Source organism: Rhizobium sp. BK289, assembly GCF_014193575.1.
Classification (GTDB): domain Bacteria; phylum Pseudomonadota; class Alphaproteobacteria; order Rhizobiales; family Rhizobiaceae; genus Rhizobium; species Rhizobium tropici_C.
In genome coordinates, this window is sequence record NZ_JACHZO010000005.1 from 107,263 (window position 1) to 120,199 (window position 12,937).

At 61.2% G+C, this 12,937-nt stretch carries 13 protein-coding genes; 1 reads left to right on the forward strand and 12 read right to left on the reverse strand.

Annotation, left to right across the window (positions count from 1 at the left end; translation table 11 throughout):
• The 8 genes from FHT84_RS11320 to FHT84_RS11355 all read right to left on the reverse strand — a co-directional run bounded on the left by FHT84_RS11320 (window position 1) and on the right by FHT84_RS11355 (window position 9,363).
• On the reverse strand, window positions 1-1,212 hold the full coding sequence (locus tag FHT84_RS11320) for an imelysin family protein (protein WP_246698527.1): 1,212 nt from the start codon (window positions 1,210-1,212) through the stop codon (window positions 1-3).
• On the reverse strand, window positions 1,212-2,771 hold the full coding sequence (locus FHT84_RS11325) for a di-heme oxidoredictase family protein (RefSeq protein ID WP_183762322.1): 1,560 nt from the start codon (window positions 2,769-2,771) through the stop codon (window positions 1,212-1,214). The genes FHT84_RS11320 and FHT84_RS11325 overlap by 1 nt, the downstream gene beginning before the upstream one ends.
• 43 nt (window positions 2,772-2,814) lie before the next feature.
• Window positions 2,815-4,101 (reverse strand): imelysin family protein, encoded by a 1,287-nt coding sequence (locus tag FHT84_RS11330; protein ID WP_112343578.1) that lies wholly within the window; start codon window positions 4,099-4,101, stop codon window positions 2,815-2,817.
• A 198-nt stretch (window positions 4,102-4,299) separates the two neighbouring features.
• Complete coding sequence (locus FHT84_RS11335; protein WP_112343579.1) at window positions 4,300-5,589, reverse strand: RsmB/NOP family class I SAM-dependent RNA methyltransferase; 1,290 nt, start codon at window positions 5,587-5,589, stop codon at window positions 4,300-4,302.
• Between the two features lie 211 nt (window positions 5,590-5,800).
• A complete protein-coding gene (locus FHT84_RS11340; RefSeq protein WP_169644179.1) occupies window positions 5,801-6,169 on the reverse strand; it encodes a septal ring lytic transglycosylase RlpA family protein in 369 nt (122 codons plus the stop codon).
• Window positions 6,170-6,564: 395 nt separating this feature from the next.
• Window positions 6,565-7,437 carry an SDR family oxidoreductase gene (locus FHT84_RS11345; protein ID WP_112343581.1) on the reverse strand — a complete coding sequence of 291 codons (873 nt, stop codon included), beginning with the start codon at window positions 7,435-7,437 and terminating at the stop codon, window positions 6,565-6,567.
• A complete protein-coding gene (queG, locus tag FHT84_RS11350; protein ID WP_183762325.1) occupies window positions 7,437-8,594 on the reverse strand; it encodes a tRNA epoxyqueuosine(34) reductase QueG in 1,158 nt (385 codons plus the stop codon). Before queG ends, FHT84_RS11345 begins: the two co-directional genes overlap by 1 nt.
• Window positions 8,595-8,670: 76 nt before the next feature.
• Window positions 8,671-9,363, reverse strand: coding sequence for a glutathione S-transferase family protein (locus tag FHT84_RS11355; protein WP_112343583.1), 693 nt, complete (start codon window positions 9,361-9,363; stop codon window positions 8,671-8,673).
• A 148-nt stretch (window positions 9,364-9,511) separates the two neighbouring features.
• Here FHT84_RS11355 and FHT84_RS11360 point away from each other — a divergent pair, with 148 nt between their 5' ends.
• Window positions 9,512-10,312 (forward strand): undecaprenyl-diphosphate phosphatase, encoded by an 801-nt coding sequence (locus FHT84_RS11360; RefSeq protein ID WP_112343584.1) that lies wholly within the window; start codon window positions 9,512-9,514, stop codon window positions 10,310-10,312.
• Between the two features lie 70 nt (window positions 10,313-10,382).
• Here the strand turns inward: FHT84_RS11360 and FHT84_RS11365 are convergent, their stop codons facing one another.
• The 4 genes from FHT84_RS11365 to pyrF form a co-directional block, all read right to left on the reverse strand.
• Entirely contained in the window at window positions 10,383-10,547 is a 165-nt protein-coding gene (locus FHT84_RS11365) for a hypothetical protein (protein WP_169644184.1), read from the reverse strand.
• A 289-nt stretch (window positions 10,548-10,836) separates the two neighbouring features.
• Window positions 10,837-11,817: a complex I NDUFA9 subunit family protein gene (locus FHT84_RS11370; RefSeq protein ID WP_113251314.1), complete on the reverse strand. Its 981-nt coding sequence runs from the start codon at window positions 11,815-11,817 to the stop codon at window positions 10,837-10,839.
• Window positions 11,818-11,929: 112 nt separating this feature from the next.
• Window positions 11,930-12,217, reverse strand: coding sequence for a DUF1330 domain-containing protein (locus tag FHT84_RS11375; protein WP_075856622.1), 288 nt, complete (start codon window positions 12,215-12,217; stop codon window positions 11,930-11,932).
• 27 nt (window positions 12,218-12,244) lie between these two features.
• Window positions 12,245-12,937 (reverse strand): orotidine-5'-phosphate decarboxylase, encoded by a 693-nt coding sequence (gene pyrF, locus FHT84_RS11380; RefSeq protein ID WP_169644189.1) that lies wholly within the window; start codon window positions 12,935-12,937, stop codon window positions 12,245-12,247.

Below are 12,937 nucleotides of genomic sequence, written 5' to 3' on the forward strand. Positions count from 1 at the left end.
TCAGTCTCCATCTGCGAAGGAAAAGCCGGCTGAAAGGCCGATGGCGCCGCCATACTCGTCGCTGAAGCTGGTGGCGAGATCGCGGCTGACGGAGAGCAGCTTGTCGATCTTGGCGCGTTCCGCATCGTTGCCGATGGCTGCCTCGATATCCGGATTGATCGTCGGTGCTGTAGCCGCGAGTTCGTTCAGCAGTCCGTCGATCTTGGTGGCGACGGCGCGCTTGTCCGATGGCAGCAGGTTTGCCATGTCGGCATTTTCCCAAAGCGTCTTCAGGCCTTCGATGTTACCGGTAAACGAGGCCCAGGTGTTGGCCGAGCGCCAGTAGATCGCCATCTTCGGCCGGGCCGCCGCCGCATCGCCCTTGTAGAAGGTTTCCAGCCGCTGGTCGCGGACATTGGCCGCGCCATGCACGAGGATGCCCAGCAACGCCGTCACGGCCTCCTTGTTGTCCATGAAATCGTCACTGGACTTGCCAGGAAACTTCCAGGATTTCTGCACGCCGTCGGGCGCATCCCATTCGTCGGCGATTTCCTTGGCCGTATTTTCGATATTGCCGGCGACCGCCGCGCCATAGCGGCAGCGGAAACTCTGCTTGTCCTTGCCGAGAATGTCGGAACCGTTGCCGAAGAGCACATATTCCAGCGCCGTCATGCTCATCAGCGCCACGCTCTTGCCGGCGACGGCCTCGACGGTGGTGTCCTGCTCGTCCGCCCTGGCGATCAGCGCCTGCACCTGCCTGAGACCGACGCCCTTGCGATCGGGATAGAAGAGGATGTGCTCGAAGCGGTTCTGTTCGATGATCGGGCCGGTATCGACGATCTCGATGCGCGACCAGTCCTTCACCGTATCGCCGAAGGCGGCTTTAGCGCCGGAAAGCGTCGCGTTCGTGGGGTCGGCGCAAAGCGCCTTCATTGCCGCCGTCAGCTTCGATGCGGAGTCGTGCATGGCGCGGTAGCCTGGGCGGATGACGTCGTCCACCGCCTTCTGCAGAGTGGCCGGCACCGCCGCCTCGTTCAGGCCGGCGCCAGCGGTCGCCGCGTCCTCGGCATGGGCAGGCAGGGCTGCAACGGTAAGCAGAAGGCTGGCGGCCAGAGCAATTCCAGCAAAAATGCGCAGCGGTTTTGCGTCCGGAATTGCGTGAAAACAATGGGACGGAACATTTCGGTGACTCCGTTCAGAGCGGAAATGCTCCGGGCGTTTCCAATGGCGCATCAAAGGGACTCCAGAAAGTTGACGAGGGCTTGCCGGTCGTCCTTCGAAAGACCGGCGAATGCGTTGCGGGCTTTTTCCGCCTCTCCTCCGTGCCAGAGGATGGCTTCGGTCAGCGTGGCGGCGCGGCCGTCATGCAAGTAGGCCTGCCGGCCGCTCACCGTCTGCGTCAGGCCTATACCCCAGAGCGGCGGCGTGCGCCAATCGCGACCGGATGCCACGCCCACCTGCTGCCCATCCGAAAGACCTTCGCCCATGTCGTGCAGCAGGAAATCGGAATAGGGCCAGATCAGTTGGAAGGCCTGCGGGGAGTCCTTGCCATCGCTGCCCTTGAGGTCGTCGCGGGTCACGAATTTCGGCGTGTGACAGGCCGCACAGCCGGCGCTGTAAAATAGTTCCTTGCCATGCAGCACATCGGGAAAGCTCGCCTTGCGGCGAGCCGGCACGGCGAGATTTTCGGAATAGAAGGTGACGAGGGGAAGGACGGGATCCGACGCTTCCGTATCGCCCAGCCGCTTCTGGATGCCGTTCGGCATGACCAGGCAGCGCGGCTCCCTGGACGTGCAATCGCCATAGGCGTCCGGCCGGTCTGGCGTCGAAATGCCGATATCGGCCGAGAAGGCATCCGCCACCTGGTCGCGCACGGTGGCATTCTGCGCCTTCCAGCCAAATCGGCCGAGCGCGATTTCACCTGTGCGATGATCGCGGACGATGGCGGGGCGGCCGCGAATGCCGGTGCCTTTCCTGTCGTCAGGGTCGGCATTGGCAAGGATATCGGCATCCGCAATGGCCTCGATCAAGCCGAGGCCGATCATCGGCGGCGCGATACGCGCTGAAATCGTTGTCGTAGTGTCGAGCGGTCCATAGGCAAGATCGCTCATGCCGTATGTCGGCTTGCGCAACGTCACTGTCTCACCGCCCGCAAGCGTCACCGTCTCCTCGCTATAGCTGAGCGTCACCTTGCCTTCGGCGGCAAGTCCGGGCACGGCGAGATCCTGCAGTTGCGCCCCATAGGTGGAGTCCGGAAAATTCAGCGCGCGGAAGTCCCTGACCGCCTGCTCCTCTTCCGGCGTGACGGCGGTCCGTGCCAGGCGCAGGACCATCGAGGTCGCAGCCGTTCCGGCGGCATCCGGCGCATGGCCGCGGCCGTCCCGGATGTGGCAGCTCTGGCAGGAGCGGGCATTGAACAGCGGCCCCAGCCCATCGGAGGCCTGTGTCGAAGAGGGAGCCGAAACCCAGAGCTTGCGGAAGAGGGCGTTGCCGAGATGGAAATCCTGTCCGCGCTCCGAGCTCAGATTGGCCGAGGGCTGCGAGAAGATATCGCGGCTGACAGGATCGATCGAGGTCAGCGCACCGCCCTGCATCGCTTCATAGGGCTCGGCCTTGGAGAAATCCGTAGTCGCGCGGGTGACGTCGCGCACCCGCTTCAGCTGTTCGGGTGCAAGATCGGTGCGGGTCGCCGGAAAGTCGAGAATGCCGGCGGTGGCCAGCGTGATCGAAAAAACCAAAAAACCCGCAGCGAAGGCGGGCAGCAGGGCGCGGTTGGCCGGAATGCTTGTCATGGGTGTCGGGGTGGCAGCGCGGTGCGCGCTGCCACCGTCCCTATTACTTCTTGAAGACGGCGTTAGGATTGTCCAGGCTGTCCGAACCTTCAAGCTTGATCGTGCCGAGGTCGAGAGCGGCGATGACGCGCTGGATGCTCTTCGTCTGGTCGAGCAGGCCGTCGATGGCCTTCTGAACCGTCGCGTTGCCTTCCTTGTTGCCCTCGCCGATCATCTGGTCGTATTTTTCGACCGTTTCGCCGCGATGCACCAGCGCCTTCATGGCCGCAAGCGTCGTGTCGAGCTTGCCTTCCATTTCCTTGTCGAGCGCCGGATCCTTGGCCTTGACCAGATCGTGCAGCGACGGACCCTTCATCTTGGTGCCGTCGGCGCGGGTGTAGGTGCCGGTATAGGCGGAGGCGATGCCGATCGCGTCGCCATTGTGCTCGTTATAGGTATTGTCGGAGAAGCAATCCTGCTCTTCTTCCGGATCGTGCAGAAGCAGGCCGAGCTTCATGCGCTCGCCGGCAAGTTCGCCGTAGGAGAGCGAGCCCATGCCGGTCAGGATGGCGGTGAGGCCAGCCTTCGGATCCGCTTCGAGATGCTTGGTGGCTTCGCCGTCCGGCTCCCACTTGTCCGTCATGTCCTGCAGGTCGGCAACGAGCAGCGTCGAGGCGGATTTCAGATATTCGGCGCGGCGGTCGCAATTGCCGTGCGTGCAATTCTTCAGATCGTAATCGGTTGCCGGGCGTTCGCCGGCGCCCGCCTTGGTGCCGTGCAGGTCCTGACCCCAGAGCAGGAATTCGATAGCGTGGTAGCCGGTCGCGACATTGGCCTCGACACCGCCCGCCTGATGCAGTGTGCCCGACAGGAATTCCGGCGTCAGATGCGAGGCATCGACATCCTTGCCGTTGATCTTGATCGTCTTGTTGGCGATGACATTGGCGACATAGAGCGCGTTCTCGTCGCTTTCCGTGCCATAGGAGGCGTCGACATAGTCGATCAGGCCTTCGTCCAGCGGCCAGGAATTCACCTTGCCTTCCCAGTCGTCGACGATCGGGTTGCCGAAGCGGTAGACTTCCGTCTGCGCATAGGGAACGCGAGCCTTGATCCAGGCTGCGCGCGCCGCCTTCAGCGTCTTGTCGCCGGGATTGGCGAGCAGGGCATCGATCGCCTTGTCGAGCGCCTTCGCCGTCGTCAGCGAGTCCTGATATTTGGCATGGGCAAGCTCTGCATAATGCTTGAGAACGGCAGCCGGTTCAGGGGCAGCAGCGAGGGCGGGCAGGCCGGATGCGGCAGATGTGGCAACGGCCACCGCAAGCACGGCGCCAAAATTGATCTTAAATTTCATGTTCCTCTCCTGGTGACGGTGGGGGCACCGTCAAAAACTTGGCGTTTTGTGTCATGTATGAAAAATAAACTTGTGTCAAACGCTCTAGTTTAGAATGGTTTTAAGCCGAACCTTGCGGGTTCGGCCTTAAAAACAGAGTGGATTGTTGAGAAGAAGAGGCGTCCGCTCGCCGTCCATCGCGGGCGGATGGATTGAGCCTCATCCCTTCCGCTGCAGGCGGCAGAAGAAGAAGCCATCCGTATCGGTGGAGGCGGGCGTCAGCGTGATAGTCCGGCCGTCGGAAGAATGGGGCCGCGGCATCTCCTTGCCGAACAGCTTTTCCCAGGAATTCAAGGCTTCGACGACCTCGAAATCCGGATTGAGGCTGGCGAAGCGGTTGACCTGCGCCTCGTTCTCCTCGGGCAGGACCGAGCAGGTGACATAGAGCAGCGAGCCGCCGGGGCGGACGAATTCGCCGGCCTGGGCGAGAGCTTCCTGCTGCTGGCTGGTGCGCTCGTCGAGATTCTTCTGCGTGAGCCGCCATTTCGTGTCGGGCCGACGTCGCCAGGTGCCGGTACCGGTGCAGGGCGCATCGACGAGAACCTTGTCGAACTTGCCGCGCAGAGGAAGCAACCCGTTGCGTTCGTCATGCACTTGAACATTGCGGGTCCCGGCCCGCTTCAGCCGCTCGATGATCGGTGCCAGCCGCCGGCGATCGGTATCATAGGCGTGGACCTGGCCCTTATTGTGCATTGCCGCCGACATGGCGAGCGTCTTGCCGCCGCCGCCGGCGCAATAGTCGAGTACTTGGTCGCCTTCCTCCGGCAGGACGAGATCGGCGACGATCTGCGAGCCCTCATCCTGCACCTCGAACCAACCCTTCTGGAAGGAGAGCTCGGCGGTAACGTTCGGCAGGCGCGATGCGCCTTCGCCAGCGGGAATGCGGATGCCGAAGCGGGCGATCTTCGATGCCTGCGCGCCTGCGCGTTCCAGCGCCTTCACGACTTTGGCGCGGTCTGCTTTCAGGGCATTGGCACGAAGGTCGAGCGTGGGGCGTTCGGAAAGAGCCTTCGCCTCGGCAAGCCAGCCGTCGCCGAAGGCGTGCTGGAATGAAGGCTCGACCCATTCGGGGATATCGCCCTGGATGTGAAGCGGCGCGTCTTCGAGCTTGCGGGCCGCAAAGGCGGCCAGATTTTCGGCGCTCGGCGCTTCGGGAGCGAATTTATCGCCCTCAAGCTCGGCGGCCAGCGCCTCGGGTGTCAGTCCCCATTGGCGAAAGAGTACGGCATGTGCAAGCGCCGAGGGGCTGTCGTCACCCATCAGCCAGGCATGGGAAAGCCGCATACGCAGGGCGTCGTAGACGATATTGCCGATTGCGGCCCTGTCGCCGGAACCGGCGAAGCGATGAGCAAGGCCCCAATCCTTCAGGGCGTCGGCCACCGGTCGCTTGCGCGCTTCGATATCGGCAAGAACTTCGATGGCCCCCTGCAATCGGCCGCCCAGACGCATTCACACTCTCCTGCTTGCGCACCGTCCCGAACTCAGCGGAGTTTACCGGGAAGCGTTGCGCCCTATCAAAATAGCCGACACCTCATCAATCCGCACGAAAAATGCACGTGGCGGCGGATTATTGAGACGTCCCAACCGCGTCGTAGCCGCGATTGACGGAGAGAGCAAGCGTCGCGCCGAAATGCCTGACGGATCCGGCTTGATCGAGCGATTACTTCGAGGCGACGACGTCGTAACAGACCTTGGCCGTACCGGAGGCGACCATGCCGATATTCTGTGCGGCGGCGCGGGAGAGATCGAGAACGCGGCCGCGAATGAAAGGTCCGCGGTCGTTGATGCGAACGACGACGCTGCGGCCGTTATGCTTGTTGGTGACCCGCAGGCGCGTGCCGAAGGCGAGCGAGCGATGGGCTGCGGTGAGATTTTTGGAACTCATACGTTCACCGGAAGCTGTTTTGGAACTTCCTCCGTACCATGAGGCGCCTCCGCATCCGGTGGATGCAGATGCCGGTGTCGAAACGACAATAATGGAGGCGGATATAGTTGCGGCGATTGCCAAAGAACGTGCGATTTTCTTCAAACCGATTTTTCCCTCAAGCTATTGAACTTGCGCCCTGGGTAGGCGGCGGGCTTAAATCAGGCCAAAAATGGCGAAAAAGTGCCACTATCGATCACGGAATGTTACAAGCTGTAACATTTGTGATTCAAGGCAAATACTGTGACTAATCAACGGCTTTGCTTGATTGTGGAAAAAACCTAATAAAATCAGTTAAAAATGGAATAAATTTTCCCATACGCGAGGCGCGTTGTCGGAGATCACGAAATTCGGAAAAATAATTTTCCGAATTTGCCATAATTGCTGCCTCATTTGTGCAATTTTAGAGGTCGTTAACCATAAATACGGAGTAAATTGAACTAGGTCAGCCGGCTAAGTAGGAATTTTCGTGCGATTTTTCTCCGCGCGGAGAAGGGCCTTTAGCCGCGCCACCGTCCAGACGACCAGAGCTCGGCAAGCGACATACGATATTCCGGATAGCGGAAGGCAAAGCCGAGTGAACGCAGCTTCTTGTTCGAGACCCGCTTGTTCTCGCCATAGAAGGAGCGTGCCATCGGCGTCAGCTCGGCTGTCTCGAAAGCCTGCTCCGGCGGTGGTTCGACACCCATGAGGCGGGCAGCCTCGGCGACTACATCCTGCGGAGGCGCGGGTTCGTCGTCGGTGACATTATATATGCCGCCTAGCTTGTGCTCGGACAGGAAGCGGGCGCAGGCGCCGATATCCTCGACGCGGATACGGTTGAAGACCTGGTTCGCCTTGATCAGCCGCCGTGCCGTGCCCTTTTCCAGGTTGCAGAAGGCGTTGCGGCCCGGGCCGTAAATGCCGGAAAGCCTGAGCACGGCAACGGGAAGATCGAGCCTGATGCCGACGCGCAGCCAGCCGTCTTCGGCCTCGACGCGCTCGACCGAACGATCCGCGATCGGATGCAGCGACGTCTGTTCGCTGACCCAGGCGCCCTTGTGGTCGCCATAGACGCCGACGGTCGAGAGATAGCAGATCCATTCCAGCTTCGGCATCAGCGCCTTGAGATCGAGCTGCGCCAGCCGCAGCAGCGGATCGCCTGATTTGCCCGGCGCGATCGACTGCACCAGATGCGTCGCGGTTTGCATGGCCTCGGTCAAGGCGGGATCGAGCGTCTCGCCGTCGAAGACGAAGGCCTCGATGCCTTCTTTCGTCAGCAGCTCGGCCTTATCGGCGGAGCGGGTCGTGCCCGTGATGTGAACGCCTGCGCCGGCGAAAGCCTTGGCGATGGCTGTTCCCGAATAGCCGCAGCCGAAAATCATCACATGCATCATACTACTCCCGCCAATGTCCATTCCGCGCGAACCTCTTCGTTCGCTTCGTCGTCCCTTTCTGCCGCAAATGCTCGGAGCTCGCCAGCCGTCATCAGTCGCGACAGCGCCCAGATCGCCATGCCGCGTACGACGGGTGAGGGATCCCCAGCCAGTTGGCGGCATCTCTCGATAAAGGAACGCTCGCCCGAATTGCCGGCCGCGATCAATACATTGCGGATGAACCGGTCCCGGCCGATGCGCTTGACCGGCGAGCCGCTGAAGAATGTGCGAAAGGCCGCGTCGTCCAGATCAAGCAGAAAGGCGATCGACGGTTCCTTCAGATCGTCGCGGGCGACCAGCTTCATTTCCGAAGCGGCGCTTGCGAACTTGTTCCAGGGGCAGGCGGCAAGACAGTCGTCGCAGCCATAGATGCGGTTGCCGATCAATGGTCGTAGCTCAGGATCGATCGGTCCCTTGTGCTCGATGGTGAGATAGGAAACGCAGCGGCGCGCATCGAGCTGGTAGGGCGCAGGGAAGGCTGCGGTTGGACACACGTCGAGGCAGGCCCGGCAGGAGCCGCAATGGTCTATCTCCGGCTCATCGAGCTCGAGATCGGCCGTAGTGAACATCGAGCCGAGGAACAGCCAGGAGCCGAAGGCGCGGCTGACCAGATTGGTGTGCTTGCCCTGCCAGCCGAGGCCGGCAGCCTCTGCAAGCGGCTTCTCCATGACCGGCGCCGTATCGACGAAGACCTTGACGTCCTCCTTCGAGCGCGCGGCAAACCGGGTGGCGATCTCCTTCAGCCGGCCCTTGATGATGTCATGATAGTCGCGGTTTCTGGCATAGACGGAGATTGCCGCCTTGTCCTTCTTCTCCAGGATGCCGCGCGGATCTTCGTCGGGGCCGTAATTGAGGCCGAAGACGACGATAGAGCGTGTCTCGCTCCAGAGCACGTGTGGATTGCCCCGCCGGTCGCGCGTTTCCTCCATCCAGCCCATGGTGCCGTGATGACCCTGGTCGAGGAACTGCCCGAGCCGGACAGCCGCTTGCGGAATGGCATCCGGCCTGGTGATGCGACAGAGATCGAAGCCGTGCGCGCGCGCTTCCTCCCGCAGGAAAGCCGTCAGCGTGCTTCTGCGCTTGTCCGCTTTTTCCGTTTCGCGATCATCGGGCATGTCGAGCCCTCGTCATGGCAATTCCAGGATAAGATGCGTTAGCGGTTTTCCGGCCGGAATTGCGCAAAAAAACGCTCTAGAAATCCAGGTCGGCGTAGTGCGAGACCGGAGTGACACCGCGCACGCGCTCTGCCAGGATCGGGCGGAAGGACGGGCGCGATTTCAGCCGCTGATACCATTCCTTGGCCACAGGCGATTCCGTCCAGTCGATCTCGCCCAAATAGTCTAGCACCGAAACCGAGGCTGCGGCGGCAAGATCGGCATAACTCAGCCGTTCGCCCGCGAGCCACTGCCGCGAGCCCGCAAGCCAGGACAGATATTTCATATGCTGCCGGATATTGCCGCGCGCCATGCGCATCACCTTGGAATCCGGCGCGCCGCCGCCCTGTTCGGCGGTCATCTGCAGCTTGAACACACGCTCGCGCGTGAGCGGGCGGGTGACGTCCTGCTCCATCTTCTGCATGAACCACTCCGTCAGCCGGCGAATCTCAGCGCGCTGGAACGGATCTTCGGCCAGAAGCCGGCGATCCCGTTTCAGCACTCCATGCGTCTCGTCGAGATATTCGGAGATCACGGTTGCGCCACAGAGTGCCCGCATGCTGTCATCGACATACACGGGCAGGGTGCCGGCGGGATTGAGCGCCAGGAAATCGCGTCGCTTTTCCCAGGTCTGTTCCTCGATCAGTTCCGTCTGATAGCCGTATTCGGTCAGGATCAGACGAACGAACCGTGAGGAGGATGACATCGGGTGGTGATACAGCGTCGGCATTGGTACTCGGGTGTTTCTGATTGATGCTACGGAGCTTTTGGTCGCTATTCTGCGGCCCTAGTCATTTGTCATCGGTTGAAGCTATAGGATCTTGGCCTAGTTTGCACAAGCGAATCGGGCCGCCCGGCCGTTTGACAAAGGACACGATATGGCTGAACAAATTATTATCGCGCTGGTTTTGGGCCTTGTGGAGGGGCTTACGGAGTTCATTCCGGTCTCCTCGACGGGCCATTTGATATTGCTCGGACATTTTCTCGGCTTCAAGGAAGCCGCCACTTTCGACGTTTTGATCCAGCTCGGTGCGATTCTCGCCATCCTGCTCGTCTATTTCAATCGGCTCGTTCAGATTGCCAAGGCACTGCCCGTCAGCGTCAAGGCCCGCCATTTCGTTCTGGCCGTCCTGTTCGGCTTCCTGCCGGCCGCCGTCATCGGCGCCCTGGCGCATGATTTCATCAAGACCGTGCTGTTCGACTCGCCGAAGGTCATTTGTATCTCGCTGATTCTCGGCGGCATCGTCCTGCTTGTGATCGACAAGATCCAGTTCAAGCCGAAATACACCAGCGCCTATGAATTCTCCTGGCCGATGGCCATCAAGATCGGCTTCTTCCAGTGCCTGGCCATGATCCCGGGAACCTCGCGCTCCGGCTCAACTATCGTCGGCGCGCTCCTGCTCGGCGCCGACAAGCGCTCCGCCGCCGAATTTTCCTTCTTTCTCGCCATGCCCACAATGGCGGGCGCCTTTGCGCTCGATCTCTGGAAGAGCCGTCACGACCTGAGCATGGATCAGGGGCTGCTGATCGTCGTCGGCTTCTTTACCGCATTCATTTCGGCGCTGTTCGTGGTGCGCGCGCTGCTCGATTTCGTCTCGCGTCGCGGCTACGCGCCTTTCGCATGGTGGCGCATCATCATCGGCGTACTCGGCCTGATCGGTCTTTATACGATCGGCTGAGGCGAATCGCCTGATACCAGGATACCGAAGAGCAGGAAGGCCGGTGAGAACCGGCCTTTTTCGTGCCTGATCAGTTCTGGGAGGACGTGTCGATAGAGCCCGTTGTGCAGGGATCGACGCCGTAGGTCGGCGCACATTCGCCCTTTACCGAGGCGATGCTGCCGCGGGCTACGAAAGAGCCGGCGAGAATCACCAATGCCGCGCACGCAAACAAAAGCGCGATAGACTTGCCCATCGAAAAATGCCTTTCCGCAGAAGTGTGAAGCGCGCCGCGGACCGGTTCATTGTCCAAGCCTGAGACGCGCGGCTGTGTTAGTCAGTGAGATGAGCAATAGCAATAAATGTTCATGTTAAATTTGACGTTAATGCGACTATTTCCGCAGTGCGTCTTTTAGGCAACGCTAAGCTGTGAATGAGAGCGGGATTGCGGGGCACGCAAGCCCTCTGCCGCGGCATTCGAACGACAAAAAAAACACCGCGCGGCGGAGCCGGCGGCGTTTTGAATTCGTTGAGCTGCCGAATCGTCAGGCAGCCTTGCCGGAACCGGTGAACTGACCCTGCGGACGATAGCGGACGAGATAGGACGGCAGCACGGAGATGAGCAGCGTCGGCAACAGGCCGATGCCCTTCAGCGTGCGTCCTTCCGCTTCCGCCTGCTTGGAAACGACGTTGTCGCTCTTCAGCAGCGTGACCTGATCGGAGGTGATCGGCGGCGTAATGAGCGGCACGAGCGAAGCAACCGAGCCGATCAGCGAAGCCAGGCCGAAGGGAATGGAGACGAGCGACTTCTTGCGGTTGATGACGGAAAGCGTGGTCTCGAGACATTCGCGGAAGGACAGCACTTCCGGGCCGCCGAGCTCATAGGTCGTGCCGGCCTTCAGCTTGCCGTCGACGCTGCGGGCAACGGTCTCGGCAATGTCCCCGACGTAAACAGGCTGGAACTTCGTCTTGCCGCCGCCGATCAGCGGCAGGAACGGCGCGGTGCGCGACATGTCAGCGAACTTGTTGAAGAATTCGTCTTCCGGTCCGAACACGATCGAAGGGCGCAGGATGATTGCATCCGGCTTGATCGATAGGATCGCGGTTTCGGCGCGAGCCTTGGTTCGGGCATAGACCGAAGGAGAGTTGGCATCGGCGCCCAGTGCCGAAATATGCGTCAGCGAGGCACCGGCATTGCGGGCGGCTTCCGCAATCGCCTTGGCGCCGAATTCCTGCACGGCGTCAAAGGTGTTGCGGCCGCTTGGGGCAAGGATGCCGACGCAGTTGACGACATGCTGAGCGCCTTCGACCGCGCGGTCGATGGAATTGCGGTAGCGCACATTGGCCTGAACGATCGAAATCTGGCCGAGATTGCCGAGCGGCTGCAGGAAGCCGGCAAGATCGGGACGGCGCACGGCAACGCGAATGCGATAGCCGCGCTTGGCGAGCGCACGCACGACATGCCGCCCGATGAAGCCTGATCCTCCGAACACGGTCACGAGCGGCGGGAGGTTGGACAGGGTCATGGTAGGCTCCTCGAAAGGCTTTGATTGGGCTGATCTGGTTTCGTCTTAGCCGATCCCGGCGCCGAGGTGAAGTGCTATCGCGCTGCGTTGCAGCGTCGCGTTTTCAAAGGGTTTAAACCCCTTCGACGACGACCATTTCTGCATCCGCGACCTGCTGGCGGATTTTGGCGGCGATCTGGTATTCCGGCGAATTGTAGCAATCGACGGCATGCTGCAGCGATGGAAATTCGATGACGACGTTGCGGCCGCGTGCCTGTCCCTCAAGCGGGGTAAACGCTCCGCCGCGGGCAAGGAAATTCGCGCCGTATTTCTCGAAGGCAGGCTTCGCGGCGGCGACATAATCCTTGTAGCGCTCGGGGTCGCGGACATCCACGCGCGCGATCCAATATCCCTTTGGCATGTTTTCCTCCCTGATTGTTGTCGTGGTTTAGAGCGCGGCGTCCATCTCGGCGAGGATGGCGCGGACGGCTTCCTTCGGATCGGCCGCCTTGACGATCGGCCTTGCGACGACCAGATGGCTCGAGCCGGCCTTGATAGCAGCGGCCGGCGTCATCACGCGCTTCTGGTCGCCCTTGTCGCTGCCGGCTGGCCGGATGCCGGGGGTCACCAGCGCCATATCAGGCCCGATGATCTTGCGAACGGCGGCCGACTCCTCCGCCGAACAGACGATACCGCCCATGCCGGCGAGATGCGCCTGTTCGGCCCGGCGCAGCACCAGCGTATGCGGATCATATTCATATCCCGCGGCGATGAGATCGCCTTCGTCCATCGAGGTCAGCACGGTGACACCGAGCAGGCAGAGGTCGGAGCCCTTGGCCGCTTCGACAGCCGCCTTCATGGCTTTCGGATACGCGTGCAGCGTCAGCATCGACATGCCCATCTTGACGATATTCTCCACGCCGGAGGCGACCGTATTGTCGATGTCGAGCAATTTCATATCGAGGAAGATCTTCTTGCCGCTGGCGGCAAGGTCGCGCGCGAATTCCAGGCCGCCGGCAAAGGCGAGCTGATAGCCGATCTTGTAATAGAGGATATCGTCGCCGAGGGCGCCGACCACTTTTTCGGCCTCCTGAAGGTTTGGAACATCCAGTCCAACGATCAAGCGGTCGCGTGCGGTCAT

Excerpts from the sequence above, each read along its gene's own strand:
- FHT84_RS11320 (WP_246698527.1), bottom strand. The coding sequence starts at position 1,212 with ATGCGCCATTGGAAACGCCCGGAGCATTTCCGCTCTGAACGGAGTCAC.
- FHT84_RS11325 (WP_183762322.1), bottom strand. The coding sequence starts at position 2,771 with ATGACAAGCATTCCGGCCAACCGCGCCCTGCTGCCCGCCTTCGCTGCG.
- FHT84_RS11330 (WP_112343578.1), bottom strand. The coding sequence starts at position 4,101 with ATGAAATTTAAGATCAATTTTGGCGCCGTGCTTGCGGTGGCCGTTGCC.
- FHT84_RS11335 (WP_112343579.1), bottom strand. The coding sequence starts at position 5,589 with ATGCGTCTGGGCGGCCGATTGCAGGGGGCCATCGAAGTTCTTGCCGAT.
- FHT84_RS11345 (WP_112343581.1), bottom strand. The coding sequence starts at position 7,437 with ATGCATGTGATGATTTTCGGCTGCGGCTATTCGGGAACAGCCATCGCC.
- queG (WP_183762325.1), bottom strand. The coding sequence starts at position 8,594 with ATGCCCGATGATCGCGAAACGGAAAAAGCGGACAAGCGCAGAAGCACG.
- FHT84_RS11355 (WP_112343583.1), bottom strand. The coding sequence starts at position 9,363 with ATGCCGACGCTGTATCACCACCCGATGTCATCCTCCTCACGGTTCGTT.
- FHT84_RS11360 (WP_112343584.1), top strand. The coding sequence starts at position 9,512 with ATGGCTGAACAAATTATTATCGCGCTGGTTTTGGGCCTTGTGGAGGGG.
- FHT84_RS11365 (WP_169644184.1), bottom strand. The coding sequence starts at position 10,547 with ATGGGCAAGTCTATCGCGCTTTTGTTTGCGTGCGCGGCATTGGTGATT.
- FHT84_RS11370 (WP_113251314.1), bottom strand. The coding sequence starts at position 11,817 with ATGACCCTGTCCAACCTCCCGCCGCTCGTGACCGTGTTCGGAGGATCA.
- FHT84_RS11375 (WP_075856622.1), bottom strand. The coding sequence starts at position 12,217 with ATGCCAAAGGGATATTGGATCGCGCGCGTGGATGTCCGCGACCCCGAG.
- pyrF (WP_169644189.1), bottom strand. The coding sequence starts at position 12,937 with ATGACCGCACGCGACCGCTTGATCGTTGGACTGGATGTTCCAAACCTT.